This window comes from Woeseia oceani (assembly GCF_001677435.1).
GTDB classification, from domain to species: domain Bacteria; phylum Pseudomonadota; class Gammaproteobacteria; order Steroidobacterales; family Woeseiaceae; genus Woeseia; species Woeseia oceani.
On record NZ_CP016268.1, the window covers coordinates 1,473,326 to 1,491,190 of the forward strand.

Here is a 17,865-nt window from a genome sequence, read left to right on the forward strand (position 1 = left end):
TCCGTTACGGCTAGGGGCGATAAGCTTTGGTAATGATCACCGGCGAAACCGGAACGTCTTGTGCGAAAGGACCGGCTGGCGCTGTCGGCATTTCGGCAATCTTGTCAACGACGTCCATGCCGTCAATGACGTAGCCAAAGACGGTATAGCCCCAACGGTTGGACTGTGGGTTCAAGCTTTTGTTGTCGGCGACATTAATAAAGAATTGCGCCACGGCTGTGTGCGGTGATTCTTCGCGTGCCATCGCTACCGTGCCGCGCAGGTTCGGCAGACCGTTGCCGGATTCGTTCGGAATGCCGCCTGCAGGCTCGCGCGGTTTCAGGTCGCGGTCGTAGCCGCCGCCCTGGATCATGAACCCGGGAATCACACGATGAAAAACGGTGCCGTCATAATAACCGTCATCAATCAGTTTCAAGACCTGTGTAACGGTCAGCGGTGCGCGCCGACCGTCCAGTTCGAGCAAAATATTGCCCTCGGTGGTCTCCAGCATGACCTGCGGATGCGCGGGCACAGTGTCGTCCGCTTGCGCGATGAGGGATGCGGCCAGTAAGAGAATGAGCAGGCTGGATTTCATGACACGGCTTCCATAAGCAGTACAGGTTCGCGACGATACCAAAGCAAGCTCCCCTTAAGAAGCGACGTGGGGGCAATTGCTTGTCCGCGTTGATTGACCTCCTCGGGAGGCGGTCGTATTATCTGCCCCCCGTCGGGGCAGGCCACAATTGTCGGCCCGGTCGGAACGGAGAATGTCGGGGCATGGCGCAGCCTGGTAGCGCATCTGCTTTGGGAGCAGAGGGTCGGGAGTTCGAATCTCTCTGCCCCGACCATTCGTCCGCTGGTACGTCCGAGGAACTCCGCGCCCGTAGCTCAACCGGATAGAGCATCGGCCTTCTAAGCCGAGGGTTGCAGGTTCGAGTCCTGCCGGGCGCGCCAGTATTATTGCGGGTACAGGCTGCCGCGGCAGGTTAGCGACAGTCGTGAAACAGTGGTGGGCGTAGCTCAGTTGGTAGAGCCCCGGGTTGTGATCCCGGTCGTCGTGGGTTCGAGTCCCATCGTCCACCCCATTTCGCCACGCTGTCAGCACCGCCGGGATGCCGCCGGTCGGGAACAGGGCGAAGCGATCTTGAAAGTGGGCGGTTAGTGCCTCATTTTCCTGACCGCAGCGTCGTTCAAATTGCGCAAGGCAACGCGCGAGCGGCATAGTCGTTGACGGATTGGGCCTTTAGCTCAGTTGGTAGAGCAGGAGACTCTTAATCTCTTGGTCCGGGGTTCGAGCCCCCGAGGGCCCACCAATCCGACACTTTCCGCCGGTGATTCTTGATTGCGCGAGCAAGCTCATTACAATGGGCCCGCACTCAGCCAGAGAGTCACAAAAGTCATTAACAGAGCCGGGTCAGGCCGTAATTTGCCGCACGATTGGTGCCCACGAGCAGCGGATCATCCGTTATACTCGCCGGCTGGATGTGAGGCGTGAGCGCCACGGGCCAGGAATGCGAAAGTGGCGGAATTGGTAGACGCGCTGGATTTAGGTTCCAGTGGGGTAACCCGTGAGAGTTCGAGTCTCTCCTTTCGCACCAACACCCTCTGGAAAGAAATTAATTCATTGAAAATAAAGTAGAAACTATCTCAATGCGCTTCTGGTCGAAGGCCACTGAGGCGCATTTTGGCGATGGTTTTCATTGACGAGCCTGTGTGGCCCCGCTGGGGCGGCACGTAGACAGAAAGGTACGCAAGATGATGGTCACTGTGGAATCGACGGGAACGCTGGAACGGCGCATGCGCGTTGAGTTGCCTGCCGAGCGCATTGAAAAAGAAGTCGAATCGCGACTTCAGCGGGTCGCTCGTACCGCGAAAATCAAAGGTTTCCGCCCTGGAAAAATTCCCGCGAAAGTGGTTCGCAAGCATTACGGCGTTCAGGTTCGCCAGGAAGTGCTGTCCGATCTGATGCAGAAGAGCTACAGCGATGCGGTACAGCAGGAAAATCTGTCGCCCGCCGGGGGCCCGCAGATAGAGCCCGTATCGAGCGGCGACGGAGAAGATTTCGCCTATGTGGCAACGTTCGAGGTACTGCCGGAGGTCACTCTGACCGGCCTGGACAAGATCAAGGTTGAACGCCCGGTCGTTGAAATTGGTGATTCCGATTGCGACGAAATGCTCGAGAATCTGCGCAAACAGCGTGCGACCTGGGCAACTGTTGAGCGTGCCGCTAAGGACGGTGACCGGGTTATCGTCGATTTCGATGGCACCATCAACGGTGAATCCATTGCTGGTGGCAAAGGCGATGAAGTGCCTGTGGAACTCGGCAAAGGCCAGATGCTGCCTGATTTCGAGAAAGGCTTGAGCGGCGTCAAAGCGGGCGACGAGAAGACCATCAAGGTCAAGTTTCCGAAGGATTATCACGCCGAAGAGTTGCAGGACAAGAAAGTCGATTTTGCATTGAAGATTCATCGGGTTGAAGAGCAGGAGCTGCCGCCGCTTGATGACAGCCTTGCGGAAATGTACGGAGTTGCCGAGGGTGGCCTGGAGCGCCTGAAGCAGGACGTCTTGCAGAACATGCGCCGTGAAGTGGATGACAAGGTTCGCAATGACGTTAAAGAGCAGGTCATGGACGCGCTGCTGAAGTCCAATCCGATCGACGTGCCTAAGGCACTGGTTGATCAGGAGGCGCACTCGATGCAGCACGAGGCAATGCGCCGGATGGGCGTTGAGGATCATTCGCAGGCGCCGCCGCGTGAGAACTTCAAAGAGGCTGCGGAACGCCGGGTACGGCTCGGCTTGTTGCTCCGCCAGTATCTGCAAGACCAGAAACTGTCAGTGGATGCGGGCAGGGTTCGATCACGCGTCGAAGAAATCTGCGCAAGTTACGAGAATGCCAGTGAGATGGTTGCAAATTACCTGAGTAATCCCCAACTCATGCAGCAGCTTGAACCGTTGGTGCTTGAAGAGCAGGCGGTCGAGCAGCTGGTTAAAGGCGGAACCGAGAAAGAAAAGAAAGTCGCATTCTCGAAATACATGAATGACTAAGCCGGTCTATACACTGGACTTCTGAACAGGACTTACTTAATGAGCGCTACAGCATTGAATCTTGTGCCAATGGTTGTCGAACAGACGGCGCGTGGCGAACGTGCCTACGATATTTACTCGCGGCTACTGAAGGAGCGTCTGGTGTTCATCGTTGGCCCGGTAGAGGACTACATGGCCAATCTCGTTGTCGCCCAGTTGCTGTACCTCGAGTCGGAGAACCCGGATAAGGATATCCATCTGTATATCAATTCCCCAGGCGGCTCCGTTACGGCGGGCTTGTCGATCTACGACACGATGCAGTTCATCAACTGCGATGTCAGTACCATTTGCGTCGGGCAAGCGGCCAGCATGGGCGCCTTGTTGCTCGCGGGCGGTACTGACAAGAAGCGCTTTGCATTGCCGCACTCGCGCATCATGGTGCACCAACCCAGTGCCGGCTTTTCCGGTCAGGCCACCGATATCGACATCCATGCGAAGGAAGTGCTGGAACTGAAGCGTCGTCTCAATGAGATCATGGCGCGTCATACCGGCAAGTCTGTTGATCAGATTGAAAAAGACACTGATCGTGACCACTTCATGAGCGGTGAGATCGCCAAGAAGTACGGCATCATTGATACGGTACTGGCGTCGCGCACCGAAATAGGTACGCCCGTAGCCGGGAAAGACTAGGAATCTCAGTCGCTTGCAGCTCTACTTAAGCGAATGAGACATGGCGCTTTGCACGCTCAGGAATCGCGTGTTATATACACAGCAGTCGTAACAGACTGATTTTTGGATACAGAGGCAAGCTAATAATGAGTGACGAGACCCGCGGCAAGAACGAGGACGGCAAGCTCCTCTACTGTTCTTTTTGCGGCAAGAGCCAACACGAAGTCCGCAAGCTCATCGCTGGACCTTCTGTATTCATCTGCGACGAGTGCGTCGAGCTGTGCAATGACATCATTCGCGAGGAGCTCGAAGACGCTACTGACAGCAATCGCGACAGCCTGCCGAAGCCACATGAAATCAAGGAAGTTCTTGATGAGTATGTGATTGGCCAGCAGCGCGCGAAAAAGGTGCTGTCTGTAGCGGTCTATAACCACTACAAACGCCTTGAAGACAGGGCGGGAGAGCGCAGCAAGGACGACGTCGAACTCGCGAAGAGCAATATTCTTCTTATAGGGCCAACCGGCTGCGGCAAGACCTTGTTGGCAGAGACGCTTGCGCGCCTGTTGAACGTCCCGTTCACAATCGCGGATGCGACGACGCTGACCGAGGCTGGCTACGTCGGCGAAGACGTTGAAAACATTATCCAGAAGTTGCTGCAAAAATGTGATTACGACGTCGAGAAAGCGCAGACCGGTATCGTCTACATCGACGAAATCGACAAAGTGTCGCGCAAGTCGGATAACCCGTCGATTACCCGCGATGTGTCGGGTGAGGGTGTGCAGCAGGCGTTGTTGAAACTCATCGAAGGCACCATTGCATCCGTACCGCCGCAGGGTGGACGCAAACATCCCCAGCAGGAGTTTCTGCAGGTTGATACCAGCAACATATTATTCATATGCGGTGGTGCTTTCGCCGGGCTGGAGAAAATCATTCTGAATCGCTCGTCGAAGAGCGGGATCGGTTTTGTAGCCGAGGTGAAGACCAGCGAAGACGAGCCGAGCATTGGCGAGTTGCTGCACGAGGTTGAGCCGGAGGATTTGATTCGTTTCGGGTTGATCCCTGAGTTTGTCGGTCGTTTGCCAGTGGTCGCAACTCTGGAAGAACTGGACGAGGAAGCATTGATCAGCATCTTGCTGGAACCGCGAAATGCCCTCACCAAGCAGTACAAGAAACTCTTCGATATGGAAGGCGTGGAACTTGAGTTCCGGGATGACGCGTTGCGGGCTGTTGCCAAACGGGCCATGAAACGCAAGACCGGTGCGCGCGGTTTGAGAACCATTCTCGAGAGTGTACTGCTGGATACCATGTACGATTTGCCATCGTCAGCATCGGCCAAGAAAGTGGTCCTGGACGAGGCTGTCGTGGCGGGCGAGACCAAACCATACATTATTTATGAGTCGGACGAGCCGTCGACAGTAAATATAGAGCAACAGCCGCGACCAACCGGTTCTGATCGCTAAACTCGACCGGGCTAGCCTGATCGGATTCCCCTCTGCCAGTTTGGCTGGCTGAGGGGGATGCAGCGGTTATCCGAGCCCCGCCTCAAGCCAATGCTCGGTTTGCCGATACCTAATCTGAACTTTAGCCCTGTTGATATTGCCGAATTCGGACTTATGTCCCCACGTCAGCAGGCAGCGCGGGCCGCGCCGTATTATAGTCTGACTTGCAGACAGCGGTAGCTTCGCAATAACTAACGAGGGCAGTCTTTGTGACCGACGAAACTAAACCGGAAAATAGCGACAACTCCTTGATTGAACAAGAGACAACCGGGCGTATTCCGGTGTTGCCGTTGCGAGATGTGGTGGTCTACCCACACATGGTCATTCCGCTGTTCGTGGGACGCGACAAGTCCATCGTGGCGCTTGACCGTGCAATGAATGCCGGCAAAAAGATTTTGCTCATCGCGCAGCGCAAGGCCGACAAAGACGATCCGAAGCCGGGTGATCTGTACGACATCGGTACATTGGCCAGTATTCTGCAATTGCTCAAGTTGCCCGACGGCACCGTCAAGGTGCTGGTTGAAGGTGGCGACCGGGCGAAGATTACCGATGTGGAAGTGACGGATCATTTTGCTGCCACCATTGAAGCTTTGCCGGAAGACACGGAGCACGACGCACGCGAAATCGATGTCCTGGTACGTTCGATCATTGCCCAGTTCGAACAATACGTAAAACTGAACAAGAAAGTCCCGCCTGAAATTCTTACGTCGCTGAGCGGAATTGACGAGCCCGGTCGATTGGCCGATACCGTTGCTGCGCACATGGCGCTCAAGCTTTCCGAGAAGCAGCGTATTCTCGAAATTTGCGATATCAAGGTTCGCCTTGAACAAATCCTGGGCATCATCGAAGGTGAAATCGATGTCCTGCAGATTGAAAAGCGCATCCGTGGCCGCGTAAAACAGCAAATGGAGAAAAGTCAGCGCGAGTACTATTTGAATGAGCAGATGAAAGCCATTCAGAAAGAACTCGGCGAGATGGACGACGTGCCGAACGAACTCGCTGATCTAGAGAGCAAGATCGAGAATGCGGGTATGCCGAAGGAAGCAAGAGAGAAAGCGACTTCGGAGTTGAACAAACTGAAGTTGATGTCGCCAATGTCTGCCGAAGCGACGGTAGTGCGGAATTACATCGATTGGTTAGTGAAAGCGCCGTGGAAAAAACGCAGCAAGGTGTTGCGTGACCTGACCCGGGCCGAGGAAGTGCTCGAGGAAGATCACTACGGACTTGAGAAGGTGAAAGAACGAATTCTCGAGTACCTTGCGGTACAACTTCGCGTGAAGCGGTTGAAAGGGCCGATACTTTGTCTCGTTGGTCCACCGGGTGTTGGTAAGACATCGCTGGGCCAAAGCATTGCCCGTGCGACGAATCGCAAGTTCGTGCGTATGTCGCTCGGCGGCGTTCGCGATGAAGCCGAGATTCGCGGTCATCGCCGGACCTATATCGGTTCGATGCCGGGCAAGATAGTGCAGAACTTGTCTAAGACCGGTGTGCGAAACCCGCTGTTCCTGCTCGACGAAATCGACAAGATGGCCATGGATTTTCGCGGCGATCCGTCATCGGCATTGCTCGAGGTTCTCGATCCTGAGCAGAATTCGACGTTCAACGATCACTATCTCGAAGTGGATTTCGATTTGTCGGATGTCATGTTCGTGTGCACTGCAAACAGTTTGAATATCCCGGCGCCGTTACTTGATCGAATGGAAGTAATTCGCATCCCTGGATATACCGAAGATGAGAAGCTCAACATTGCTCAACGCTATCTTGTGCCGAAGCAGATGCGCGAGAACGGGCTCGAAGAAAATGAACTGAGCATATCCGAGTCGGCAATACGGGATATTATTCAGCACTACACACGCGAATCCGGGGTCCGCAATCTCGAGCGAGAGATTTCCAAGATTTGTCGCAAAGTTGTTAAGTCCCTGTTGCTCAAGCCACGCAAGTCGGCAGTGCGCATACTTCCGAAAGGTGTCGACAAGTACCTGGGTATTCGCCGCTATCGCTACGGTAAGGCGGAAGACAATGATCAGGTAGGGCAGGTTACTGGTTTGGCGTGGACAGAAGTCGGTGGCGAGTTGCTGACGATAGAGGCCGCCGTTGTTCCCGGTAAAGGCAAACTGAATCACACCGGCCAGCTTGGCGATGTGATGACTGAGTCGATACAGGCGGCGATGACAGTGGTGCGAAGTCGCGCAGCTGTTCTTGGCCTGGACAGTGAATTTCACCAGAAGAACGATGTGCACGTTCATGTTCCAGAAGGCGCAACTCCGAAGGATGGACCTAGCGCAGGCGTCGGTATGTGCACCGCACTTGTCTCTGCATTGACCGGCATTGCCGTCAAGAGTGATGTGGCGATGACCGGTGAAATAACCCTGCGAGGCGAGGTCTTGCCTATCGGCGGCTTGAAAGAGAAGCTGCTTGCCGCGCATCGTGGCGGTATCAGCACGGTTCTGATTCCGCATGAGAACGAGAAGGATTTGGCAGAAATACCGAAGAACATCAAAGACAAACTGAGCATAGTTCCGGTGAAATGGATCGATCAGGTTCTGGAGCATGCGCTGCAACACATGCCGGTGCCTGAGTCAAAGGCAAGCGAAGACAAGTCCTCGTCGGCAAAAGCTGACGCGGAAACCGATACTAAGGGCGCTGTTCGTCCTCATTGAATTTGGCGCTGGCGTTGATTTGATTTGTTGACGCTCTTTTTGCCGCTTGGTATAAGCTACGCGTGTTTACGCCAGCGAATACGTAGCGTCTGGTGTGCCGGGTTTAGTTCGATCGGAGCTTGGCCGGCAAAGAGGAAAAGATTGTCATTCATCGCTTGGTGTGTTTTTTTGGGTGACAGTCAGGGGTGCGGAATGCCAACCTCACGATCCGCATTATAAATTCCATACATCAATTTCAAAGGTGAATGCATGAACAAGGGAGAACTTATTGAGGCGGTTGCCAGTGGCGCGGACTTGTCGCGATCAGAGGCTACCAAAGCGGTTGACGCAGTGCTCGATAGCGTTACCCAGACACTGGCGGATGGCGGTACCGTATCCCTCGTAGGATTTGGAACGTTCGCCGTTAAGTCGCGTGCAGCACGTCAGGGACGTAATCCGCGCACTGGTGAAACGATCCAGATTAAGGCGAGTAAAGTTCCTGGATTCAAGGCTGGCAAAGCCCTGAAGGATGCCGTAAACTAGCGCGCGCTTCGGGGCCGGATGGTCAGGGAACAGGCTTTGTGTTTGATTTCTGACGTAAGGCAACGAAGTTAAAATCGCAGTGCTGCTGCGATTATTGGGTGCTTAGCTCAGCTGGTAGAGCATCGCCCTTACAAGGCGAGGGTCGGCGGTTCGATCCCGTCAGCACCCACCAAGTTATGGAGTGGTAGTTCAGTTGGTTAGAATACCGGCCTGTCACGCCGGGGGTCGCGGGTTCGAGTCCCGTCCACTCCGCCAACGACGAAAAAAGGCCGCCCCGCTCGGGGCGGTCTTTTTTTTGTGGGGTCATGCGCCGTGCATTTATGCGTAAAGCTTGGCCTGATCGGAGCGGTAAAGTATCATCCGAGCCCTGATTTTACTGGCTTACGGGCACGATTGACGGACTTCTACCGGAGCGCTTTCCCGCGGCCCGGCCACCCCTACTCAAACTGAACTCTTAAACTATGCTGCAAAATATCAGAGACCGTTTCACCGGTGGCTTCGCCATTGCGATTCTCGCGTTGCTTTGTGTGCCCTTCGTCTTCTTCGGCATCAATTACAACTTCATTGGCAGTGGCTACGCAGCGAAGGTCAATGGCGAAGAAATTTCGATGTTCGAATTTGACGATGCTTATCGTCAGCAATTGGCAAGCTATGGCGAATTCGGTGGACAACTTCCAGAGCAATTGCGTTCTATCCTGAAGCAGAATGTTTTGAACAACCTGATCTGGGATGAAGTTGTCGATCAATATCTGAATGACAGCGGTTTCCGGATCAGTGACGAAATGATCACGAAGTTCATTCAGAGTGCGCCGGAATTTCGGGTTGACGGCCGGTTCTCAAAGGACAGCTACTACGCGTGGCTCGCTGAACGAGGCCTCGAACCGGTTCAGTTCGAAGCCAGTCAACGTATTGGGTTGCGGGAAGGGCAGTTGCAACGAGGCATTGCAGCGACGGCATTTGTGACTCCAGCGGAGTACCGTCGCTACCTGAACCTGGTTCGTGAGCAGCGCGAAGTGGCGATTGCGACATTCGATATTGAAACGATTGCTGAAGGCATCGAGATCAGTGATAGCGACGTGCAGTCTTATTATGACGATCGGCCGGATGGCTTTATGTCATCCGAGACGGTGGATCTAAAGTACATCGAACTGCGGCGTGATGAATTGCAACAGCAACTCGATATCAGCGAGCAGGATTTGCGAGATGAGTATGCAGCCGCAAGCAATCGATATCTTCAGGATGAGCAACGACAAGCCAGCCACATACTGATCCTGTTCGGTGATGATGAAGCTGCCGCTCGGGAACAAGCCACGGCCATTGCCGCGCGGGTTCGGGCGGGCGAACCTTTCGCCGATCTGGCGCGACAGTATTCCGCAGACAGTGGCACGGCGGAGCGAGGTGGTGATTTGGGCCTGCTACCGCATTCGCAGTACCAGGAAGAGCTGGCTGATCCCATATTTGCAATGCGCAAAGGTGAAGTGTCGGAGCCTGTGCGTAGTGACTTTGGCTTCCATGTGATCCGCCTTGACGATATTCAGGCAGGCGGGCCGTTGCCATTCGAACAGGTGCGCGCGGAACTGGAACAGGAATTACGCCTGCGCCGTAGTGATGCGCTGTGGCGGGATGCGTCGCGCGACATCGCGGACGCTTTGTTCGACGCCGAAAGTATCGAAGCATTGGCCAGTACTGTTGGCCTTGAGGTTCGACAGGCAGAGGGCTATACCCGTAATGGTGGTGCCCCGTTCGGTAACAACCAGGCGGCAATCGATGCCGTATTTGACGATGGCGTGTTGAACAATCGTCAGGTCAGCGACATTGTCGAGCTGGATGCGAACCGCTCGGTCGTGATTCAGGTCAGCGAGTACCATGAAGCAGAACGCAAGCAGCTGGATGAAGTCCGCGAGCAGATCGTCGCTACAATTCGCAACGAACGTGCCCGCGCGATTCTGACGGAGAAGGCATCGGCACTTCAGGCGGCACTGCGAGACGGTCAACCGTTTTCGGCAGCGGCCGCAGCGGTTGAAGCGAATGCAGTCGTCACCGCCGTGATTCGACGAGACGATACGGAAACGGATGCAAACATTCGGGACGCCGTCTTTGCAGTGAAGAAACCACCAGCGGGACAGCAACGTATTGGCACTGTTCAAACCACATCGGGGGACGAGGCTGTGTTCAGTGTCATGCGGTACGCACCGGGTCGGCCCGAAGCCATTCCAGTTGCTCAACGTGACGAAGGCAAGCGCGCGCTCTCCGGACAGGCCGGACAGGCTGATTACACGGCGCTGGTATTTGAGCTCGAACGCGACGCAGACGTGGAGCGCAATCTGGAGGCTCTGGCTCAACAGAGCATGTTCTAGTAATAGTTCCTGTAGTACGTATGTGGTGTAACATGCGGGTCAGAAACTGACTGGCGTGTAGCGCCGACTTCGGTCGGCATAAAGACTCGGCTGCACAACGTATGCAGACAATCAGGGGGACAGAATGACCAAGCTTGAACTGCATTGGCAGATACTGATCGCCATCGTCATGGCCGGAATGGTTGGCGGTACGATCAATTACCTGAACGCACACGGTGTTGAGGACCCTGGCGTCTTCGGCATTAGCGCCATCGCAGTTCTCGACTACATTGGCACGATCTTCCTGAATGCGTTGAAGATGATCATCGTGCCACTCATTTTTTCGTCTATCACGATCGGTGTCGCTGGCATCGGTTCGGGCGGTAATCTGGGTTCGCTTGGTGGCAAGACGCTGCTGTTTTATATGGCGACGACAATCGCAGCCATACTGGTTGGACTGCTGCTGGTCAACTTGATTGGTCCCGGCTACCTGGACGGACAGCCGGTTGGCGATATGCTCGGTCTGGATGCCGGTGGCAGCCAGATTGCACTGGCGGCTGAAAGTCGCGGACCCGGTGATGTCGCGCAGATATTCAAGGACATGGTTCCGCCGAATGTCGTGCAGGCCGCGGCGGACGGACAGATGCTGGGCATCATTTTCTTCGCGTTATTGTTCGGTTATTTCATGACGCAGATGGACAATGCGCTTTCGGAACCGATGTATCAGTTCTGGGATGGCGTGTTCAACATTATGATGCTCATGACCGAATGGATCATGAAGTTCGCACCTATCGGTGTTTTCGGATTGGTGGGCAAGGTTGTGGCTGAAGCTGGTTTCTCCGGTGTGGGCCCCTTGGCCATATTCGCGCTAACCGTGATTGCCGCGCTGGCCGTGCATGCACTCGTCGTCTTACCGTTGTTCCTGCGCTATCTCGGCAAGGTTTCGCCGTACAAGATGTTCCCTGCCATGGCGCCGGCGATGTTGACGGCGTTCTCAACCGCGTCGTCGTCTGCCACGTTGCCTGTCACGATGAACTGCGTCGAAGACAACGCAGGCGTTTCCAATAAGATATCGAGCTTTGTATTGCCGCTCGGCGCAACGGTCAACATGAACGGTACCGCGTTGTATGAATGCGCCGCCGCAATGTTTCTGGCGCAGGCTTACGGGCTGGATCTGACGATCGCCGTGCAGTTTTCCATAGTGATCATCGCATTGCTGACATCCGTCGGGGTTGCCGGTGTGCCGTCGGCATCACTGGTTGCGATTGCGATCATACTTGGCGCGGTCGGCTTGCCCCTGGAAGCGGTGGGTGTGCTGCTGGTCTTCGATCGGATTCTCGACATGATGCGGACCAGCCTCAATATATTCGGCGACTCTTGCTGCGCCGTAATTGTTGCGCGTATGAGCGGTGAGGAAACCAAGCTGGCATTGGATACCAAGAGCTGATCGTCGTGGCATGACGGCAGGCAAGCACCTCGCGTGAGCACTTCATTGCCAGCCAGTCCCTTGCTGTGCCACGTCAATCTTGCGTCAGACTATCGGGGGGGAGAGCGCCAAACCCAATTGCTCATCGAGGAGTTGGCGAAGCGTGGCTATCGCCAACGGTTGGTTGCCCGGCGTAACGGCAAGCTTGCTCCGCGTTGTTCCTCGGTAACCGGACTGGAGATCGTCGAGTCGGCCTCGCAACCGCTGGCAGCGGCATGGGCTGCGCATGGCGCTGATCTGCTGCACGCGCACGAAGCCCGGGGAATCTATGCCTGTTGGCTGGCTGCCCGCCTGCCGCGTGTCCCCTGGTTGCTAACGAGGCGCGTTGACAACCCTTTCAAGTCGTCGCCGTTGCGGGACAGGGCCTACCGTCGAGCCAGTGCTGTGGTCGGCGTTTCACGGACCATTGCGGAACAGATTCAGGCCAGTTACCCAGGGGTACGCTGCACGGTAATTGCGGATGCACATGCTGATCTGGCCAGTGCTCATCGCACGCCGGAAGCCTTGCGGGCGCGGTTTGCCGGCAAAACTGTAGTGGGCCATGTCGGCGCCCTGGATCACGCCCACAAAGGGCAGGGAACGATCATCGAGATGGCCCGTCTTGCGCGGGATCAGCACCCGCAATTGCATTTCGTGCTGGTGGGCGACGGGCGTGATGAGACAACGTTCCGGGCATCGGCCGCGGGCCTGGACAACCTGGAATTCACAGGTTTCGTCGACAACATTGACGATTGGCTGTCAGTGTTTGATCTGTTTGTGTTTCCCTCGTTGCACGAGGGCCTGGGTTCAACGCTGCTCGACGCGATGAGTTTTGGATTGCCGCTGGTCGCGAGCAATGTCGGCGGCATTCCCGATATTGTGGTCGACAAGGTAAACGGTCTCTTGATAGAGCCGGAACGGCCTGAGGAGCTACTGACTGCCGTCCTGACCCTGTTGCAGGACGACAATCTGTATGCGTCGATGCGGGCAGCCAACCTGAGCCAGGCAGATGCGTACAGCCCGGTAGCGATGGCTGACCGCTACGAAGCGCTGTATCGAAAACTGCTGCGAATGCGCTAGCTCGCGGAAATCGCCTTATTCCTCGTCCAGGTGCATGCCAATCGTGTTGTACCCGCCATCGACGTACATGATTTCACCGGCGATGCCTGCGGCAAGATCCGAACAAAGAAAAGCCGCCGCATTGCCGACATCTTCCGGCGTGACGTTACGGCGTATGGGTGAGACCTGTTCCATGTGCGTCAGCATTTTCCGGAAGCCGGCGATACCCGCGGCCGCCAGGGTCTTGATGGCGCCTGCCGATATGCCGTTCACCCGAATGCCACGCGGGCCGAGGTCTGCGGCAAGGAAACGCACGTTTGCTTCCAGACTTGCCTTGGCCAGACCCATGACGTTGTAGTTCGGTACAGCTCGAACAGCGCCGAGGTAGGACAAGGTCAGTATCGCCGAATTGCGGTTTTCCATCAGCGGCAAAGCGGCCTTTGCCAGGCCTGCCAGGCTGTAGCTTGAGATGTCGTGAGCGATCTGGAAACCTTCGCGGGTTACGCTTTCAATATAGGTGCCGGCGAGTTGATCGCGGGGCGCAAAGCCAACTGAGTGAACCAGCACTTCGAAGCCGTCCCACTCTTGTTTGATGGATTCCATCAGCGCGTCGATTTCTGAATCGTGGGCCACGTCCAGCGGGTAGACCAGTGACGAGCCGAGTTCCTTGGCCATATCTTCGACCCGAGGCTTCAGCTTCTCGTTCTGATACGTGAACGCCAGTTCGGCGCCTTCGCGTGCGAATGCCTGTGCGATGCCCCAGGCGATGGACCGTTTGCTGGCGAGCCCTACAATCAGAGCGCGTTTACCTGCCATGAACCCCATACTGATTCCCCGATAGTGCAATAGTGAGACGGTGATTCTAGTGCCGTGGCGCGGCGGCCACAATGCATGTCAGACGACGGGTATGCCGTCGCGTTAGCTGGATTGTGACCTGACGTCGACGTACATCGTCAGTCGCTGGCCAGGGCGCAAAATCTTATTCTTGTCGATCTTGTTCCAGCGCAACAAGTCCGCAACCGTGATACGAAACCGATTGGCGATAAGGTACAGAGAATCGCCATTGCGTACAGTGTAGTTCAGTTTTCGCGTTGTGGAGACATTGCTGGGGGCAGCGTTGGTGCCTGCAGAGGCTTTGTCGGTCCAGACAACCAGCTTCTGTCCGATGGATAACGTATCGCGCGGTGCCATGCCGTTCCAGCTCGCGAGGTTGCGCATCCCGACCCCGTACTTGCGGCTGATAGACCAGAAACTTTCGCCGGATGCGACAAAGTGTTCGATACGATTGCCGGCGCGTGGCTTCTCCTGTTTCGCGGCGCGACGTTCGCTGGCGCTCAGGTTGTAGCTACCCAGCGGCTTGCTGGCGACCGGGATCATTAAATACTGACCGGCGCGAATGGTATTGCCGCGGATGTTGTTGGCTTCGCGAATTGACGCGAGGGTCGTGTGGTATTTTTCCGCAATCCCGGACAGCGTTTCGCCGTTGCCGATCTTGTGCCGCTGCCAGCGCACACGTTCGTCGTCGGGCAGGGCAGCCAGTGCATTGGTGAATGTCTCGGCGGCGTCGATTGGCAGTAGCAGCCGGTGCGGACCGGCCGGGTCTGTTGCCCAGCGATTGTAGCCTGCATTCCAGGAGTAGAGTGTGTCCAGGTCAATACCGCCAAGCTCTGCGGCCAGCGCGAGATCAAGCTGGCCGCCAATGTCGACCGGTACGAACTGCTGATCGCTGACAACCGTCGGCAGCGTGAGCCCATACGCGCCAGGGTCACGGACGATTTCGACCAGCGCCATGAGCTTGGGCACGTAGCTGCTGGTTTCCCGCGATACGTTCAGATTCCAGAAATCGGTCGGCTTGGATTTTGCCCGGTTACGCTTGATGGCCTTCAGTATGTTGCCTTCGCCCGTGTTGTACGACGCCACAGCGAGCAGCCAGTCTCCGTCCATCAGGCCGTGCAGGTGATCCAGGTATTTCAGTGCGCCGTCCGTCGAGTCGACGACATCCCGCCGACCGTCATACCACCAGTTCTGGCGAATGCCGAAATGACGGCCGGTGCCGGGCACGATCTGCCACAGGCCGGAAGCGCGACCGTGCGAATAGGCGAACGGGTCGTAGGCACTTTCGACGATGGGGAGCAGGGCGAGCTCTGATGGCAGGCCGCGTTTGTCAATTTCGCGGCTGATGTACGGCAAATAGCGCTGCGCGCGGGTGAAGACGCGAGTGAGGTATTCCGGGTGACGGATGAACCAGTTGAGCTCGGCCTCAACCCGCGAGTTCATGACGGGCGGAATGCTGAAGTTCTGTCGCAAATGCTCCAGCAGGTCATTCCAGACAGCCGCTGGAGTGACGTTGGCAGCCTGATAGCCTTCGAGTTCCAGCTGCAGCTCGGGTTCCTGCCGCTCGCCATTTAGCCCGTCTGCATCGAGGGTCAGGCTGGTGGCGCCAGCCAGCGGGCCGGCAAGGCAGCTCAGAACCAGGGTTCGCCAATGGCGTTGAAACGTCGTCATTATGTTCGGCATCGCGCTATCCTACTGACCGGGCTACGCTATGCAAGTACGTAATTCACATCGGGTATGGCAGGCTGGCGTTCTAGCGACCGAGGCGAAATCTGTGACTGAAAGCCCACCGGAAAGACAGGACAAGATCGCAAGCTGGCTGGCCACGCCGGTGGGTGAGGCGCTGCTTGCCCAGGAAGCCCGGCTGATGGAGCGTGCGCTCGACAGCGTGTTCGGGGAATACTGCCTGCAGCTCGGCCAATGGGGTGGGCGGTCGGCATTCCAGCGCTACGCCCGGACGCAGCGTTCGCTGCTGGTCTCCGAGCCGGGCGGCGTCCTGGCCGCAACGGATCCCAGTGCGGTCGGCCATCTGCACCGCTTGCCGCTCTGCAGCGAGTCCGTGGATGCCGTGATTTTGCCGCATACCCTGGAGTACAGCGGGCGACCGCACGCCATACTGCGCGAGGTCCACCGGGTACTGCGGGCTGATGGCCATTTGATCATTCTCGGCTTCAAACCAGGCGGTCTGTGGGGATTGCGGAGGCTCATTCCCGGCGCGGGCATGCCGCCGGCCATGGACGCGCTGATTGCCGACCGGCAGTTGTGCGATTGGCTGAAGCTGCTGGACCTGCATATTCACGGGGTTACCCGTTATTTTTTCCGTTGGCCATTGCCCGGTAACCGGACGCTGGACACCCAGCTTTGGGAGCAGCGGGGGCGTCGCTGGTGGCCGGAGCTGGCAGCGTGCTATATGCTCTCGGCGCAGAAACGAGTGATACCTCTGACCACGGTGCGGATGCCATGGCGCGCCAAGCCGAAAGTGGTGGGTGGCCTCGTAAAACCGACAACTCGCAACCTGCCGGACCGGGATTCCTGAGTCGATACGGCGCCAACAGCAGCTAAGAACATTGACCGACGAAATAATTGAGATTTACACCGATGGCGCATGCCGAGGAAACCCGGGGCCTGGTGGCTGGGGCGCATTGTTAATCAGTGGCGGGCACAGGAAGACCTTGCACGGCGGAGAGCGGGAAACGACCAATAACCGTATGGAGCTGACCGCCGCCATCGAGGCGCTGAACGCCTTGCGCGGCAAACGGCAGGTGAAGCTGTACACGGATTCGAAGTACGTCATGGACGGAATTCGTGAATGGATGCCGAACTGGAAAAAGCGTGGCTGGAAAACGGCCAGCAAAAAACCGGTCAAGAATCAGGATTTGTGGCAGGCACTGGACGCGGCTGTGATGCAGCATGACGTTGTCTGGCAATGGGTCAGGGGCCACACCGGCAATGAGGGCAACGAAGCGGCGGACGCACTGGCGAATCGCGGTATCGATGAGCTCGGTCGGTAACCCGGGAGTCCGGACTTAATGAGTAAACGGCAGATTGTTCTCGATACCGAAACCACTGGTTTGACGCCAGCTGAGGGTCACCGGGTCATCGAAATCGGTTGTATGGAATTGGTCAACCGCCGCCTGACCGGTCGGGACTTCCATCGCTTTCTCAACCCTGATCGGGACATCGATGAGGGTGCAGAGCGCGTACACGGCATCAGTCGGGCGTTCTTGGCGGATAAGCCGCGGTTTACCGACGTGGTGGACGAATTCCTCGAGTTTATTCGTGGCAGTGAGCTCGTTATCCACAACGCCCCGTTCGATATCGGCTTTCTCGACCACGAACTGCGCCTGATGCGGCACCCGCAGCCAGCCATCGAGCAGCACGCAAGGATTTTGGACACCTTGACCCTGGCGAGGGACATGCACCCGGGGCAGCGCAATAGTCTGGATGCGTTGTGCAAGCGCTACGAAGTGGACGCGTCCGGTCGTGACGTCCACGGCGCGCTGATAGACGCTGATTTGCTGGCGCGGGTATACCTGGCCATGACCGGCGGTCAGACCGCGCTGTTTCAGGACGAAAAAAACGAAGAAGACAATGCCTCTGAGGCAGAAGTCGGTGGCTTTCAACGGGATAAGGACCTTGAACTGGTCGTGACCTGCGCAAGCGCCGAAGAAGTGGCTGAGCACGAGGCGATGCTGGAGCGGATGAGGGAGTCCGGAAAGTGCCTGTGGAGCTCACTGGAGCCGAAAGTTCACTAGGCCGCCCGCGCAGACGCTGACAAAGCAACGTTAAAGCCGCTAGAATCCTCGGGCGCGAATTGC

At 56.6% G+C, this 17,865-nt stretch carries 14 protein-coding genes and 7 tRNA genes; 18 read left to right on the forward strand and 3 right to left on the reverse strand.

All coding sequences use genetic code 11. The annotated features are described in order from the left end of the window. Positions 1-10: 10 nt before the first annotated feature. On the reverse strand, positions 11-574 hold the full coding sequence (locus BA177_RS06495; RefSeq protein ID WP_068614411.1) for a peptidylprolyl isomerase: 564 nt from the start codon (positions 572-574) through the stop codon (positions 11-13). 176 nt (positions 575-750) lie between these two features. Here BA177_RS06495 and BA177_RS06500 point away from each other — a divergent pair. The 15 genes from BA177_RS06500 to BA177_RS06570 all read left to right on the forward strand — a co-directional run bounded on the left by BA177_RS06500 (position 751) and on the right by BA177_RS06570 (position 13,234). Then, a tRNA-Pro gene (locus BA177_RS06500) sits at positions 751-827 on the forward strand. Between the two features lie 29 nt (positions 828-856). Continuing rightward, positions 857-933, forward strand: a tRNA-Arg gene (locus BA177_RS06505). Between the two features lie 55 nt (positions 934-988). Further along, positions 989-1,064: transfer RNA gene (locus BA177_RS06510), tRNA-His, on the forward strand. A gap of 152 nt (positions 1,065-1,216) precedes the next feature. Then, a tRNA-Lys gene (locus BA177_RS06515) sits at positions 1,217-1,292 on the forward strand. A gap of 200 nt (positions 1,293-1,492) precedes the next feature. Beyond that, positions 1,493-1,577: transfer RNA gene (locus tag BA177_RS06520), tRNA-Leu, on the forward strand. 157 nt (positions 1,578-1,734) lie between these two features. Beyond that, on the forward strand, positions 1,735-3,024 hold the full coding sequence (gene tig, locus BA177_RS06525) for a trigger factor (protein WP_068619005.1): 1,290 nt from the start codon (positions 1,735-1,737) through the stop codon (positions 3,022-3,024). A gap of 39 nt (positions 3,025-3,063) precedes the next feature. Then, on the forward strand, positions 3,064-3,693 hold the full coding sequence (gene clpP / locus BA177_RS06530; protein WP_068614414.1) for an ATP-dependent Clp endopeptidase proteolytic subunit ClpP: 630 nt from the start codon (positions 3,064-3,066) through the stop codon (positions 3,691-3,693). Between the two features lie 125 nt (positions 3,694-3,818). Then, positions 3,819-5,132, forward strand: a complete 1,314-nt coding sequence (clpX, locus tag BA177_RS06535) for an ATP-dependent Clp protease ATP-binding subunit ClpX (RefSeq protein WP_068614415.1) — start codon at positions 3,819-3,821, stop codon at positions 5,130-5,132. A 248-nt stretch (positions 5,133-5,380) separates the two neighbouring features. Further along, complete coding sequence (gene lon, locus BA177_RS06540; RefSeq protein ID WP_082989920.1) at positions 5,381-7,831, forward strand: endopeptidase La; 2,451 nt, start codon at positions 5,381-5,383, stop codon at positions 7,829-7,831. A 249-nt stretch (positions 7,832-8,080) separates the two neighbouring features. Continuing rightward, positions 8,081-8,353 (forward strand): HU family DNA-binding protein, encoded by a 273-nt coding sequence (locus BA177_RS06545; RefSeq protein WP_068614418.1) that lies wholly within the window; start codon positions 8,081-8,083, stop codon positions 8,351-8,353. A gap of 96 nt (positions 8,354-8,449) precedes the next feature. Beyond that, a tRNA-Val gene (locus BA177_RS06550) sits at positions 8,450-8,525 on the forward strand. Positions 8,526-8,531: 6 nt separating this feature from the next. Then, a tRNA-Asp gene (locus BA177_RS06555) sits at positions 8,532-8,608 on the forward strand. A 206-nt stretch (positions 8,609-8,814) separates the two neighbouring features. Next, positions 8,815-10,710 (forward strand): SurA N-terminal domain-containing protein, encoded by a 1,896-nt coding sequence (locus tag BA177_RS06560; protein ID WP_068614421.1) that lies wholly within the window; start codon positions 8,815-8,817, stop codon positions 10,708-10,710. Positions 10,711-10,834: 124 nt separating this feature from the next. Next, entirely contained in the window at positions 10,835-12,136 is a 1,302-nt protein-coding gene (locus BA177_RS06565) for a dicarboxylate/amino acid:cation symporter (RefSeq protein ID WP_068614424.1), read from the forward strand. Between the two features lie 33 nt (positions 12,137-12,169). Beyond that, entirely contained in the window at positions 12,170-13,234 is a 1,065-nt protein-coding gene (locus BA177_RS06570) for a glycosyltransferase family 4 protein (RefSeq protein ID WP_082989921.1), read from the forward strand. Between the two features lie 15 nt (positions 13,235-13,249). Here the strand turns inward: BA177_RS06570 and BA177_RS06575 are convergent, their stop codons facing one another. Together BA177_RS06575 and BA177_RS06580 are read right to left on the reverse strand one after the other, a co-directional pair. Then, complete coding sequence (locus tag BA177_RS06575; RefSeq protein ID WP_068614430.1) at positions 13,250-14,038, reverse strand: enoyl-ACP reductase FabI; 789 nt, start codon at positions 14,036-14,038, stop codon at positions 13,250-13,252. 93 nt (positions 14,039-14,131) lie between these two features. After that, complete coding sequence (locus tag BA177_RS06580) at positions 14,132-15,730, reverse strand: LysM peptidoglycan-binding domain-containing protein (protein ID WP_068614432.1); 1,599 nt, start codon at positions 15,728-15,730, stop codon at positions 14,132-14,134. 91 nt (positions 15,731-15,821) lie between these two features. Between BA177_RS06580 and BA177_RS06585 the strand changes: the two genes are divergently transcribed. Genes BA177_RS06585 through dnaQ form a run of 3 tightly spaced genes read left to right on the forward strand, consistent with a single transcriptional unit; the run spans position 15,822 to position 17,802 of the window. After that, a complete protein-coding gene (locus BA177_RS06585; protein ID WP_197493365.1) occupies positions 15,822-16,583 on the forward strand; it encodes a class I SAM-dependent methyltransferase in 762 nt (253 codons plus the stop codon). Positions 16,584-16,614: 31 nt separating this feature from the next. Next, on the forward strand, positions 16,615-17,058 hold the full coding sequence (gene rnhA / locus BA177_RS06590) for a ribonuclease HI (RefSeq protein ID WP_068614439.1): 444 nt from the start codon (positions 16,615-16,617) through the stop codon (positions 17,056-17,058). 18 nt (positions 17,059-17,076) lie between these two features. Continuing rightward, entirely contained in the window at positions 17,077-17,802 is a 726-nt protein-coding gene (gene dnaQ / locus BA177_RS06595) for a DNA polymerase III subunit epsilon (RefSeq protein WP_068614442.1), read from the forward strand. The last annotated feature ends 63 nt before the right edge of the window (positions 17,803-17,865 follow it).

What these genes read in the sequence shown, in the direction of transcription:
- BA177_RS06495 (WP_068614411.1), bottom strand. Translation starts at nt 574, where the DNA reads ATGAAATCCAGCCTGCTCATTCTCTTACTGGCCGCATCCCTCATCGCG.
- tig (WP_068619005.1), top strand. Translation starts at nt 1,735, where the DNA reads ATGATGGTCACTGTGGAATCGACGGGAACGCTGGAACGGCGCATGCGC.
- clpP (WP_068614414.1), top strand. Translation starts at nt 3,064, where the DNA reads ATGAGCGCTACAGCATTGAATCTTGTGCCAATGGTTGTCGAACAGACG.
- clpX (WP_068614415.1), top strand. Translation starts at nt 3,819, where the DNA reads ATGAGTGACGAGACCCGCGGCAAGAACGAGGACGGCAAGCTCCTCTAC.
- BA177_RS06545 (WP_068614418.1), top strand. Translation starts at nt 8,081, where the DNA reads ATGAACAAGGGAGAACTTATTGAGGCGGTTGCCAGTGGCGCGGACTTG.
- BA177_RS06560 (WP_068614421.1), top strand. Translation starts at nt 8,815, where the DNA reads ATGCTGCAAAATATCAGAGACCGTTTCACCGGTGGCTTCGCCATTGCG.
- BA177_RS06565 (WP_068614424.1), top strand. Translation starts at nt 10,835, where the DNA reads ATGACCAAGCTTGAACTGCATTGGCAGATACTGATCGCCATCGTCATG.
- BA177_RS06575 (WP_068614430.1), bottom strand. Translation starts at nt 14,038, where the DNA reads ATGGGGTTCATGGCAGGTAAACGCGCTCTGATTGTAGGGCTCGCCAGC.
- BA177_RS06580 (WP_068614432.1), bottom strand. Translation starts at nt 15,730, where the DNA reads ATGCCGAACATAATGACGACGTTTCAACGCCATTGGCGAACCCTGGTT.
- dnaQ (WP_068614442.1), top strand. Translation starts at nt 17,077, where the DNA reads ATGAGTAAACGGCAGATTGTTCTCGATACCGAAACCACTGGTTTGACG.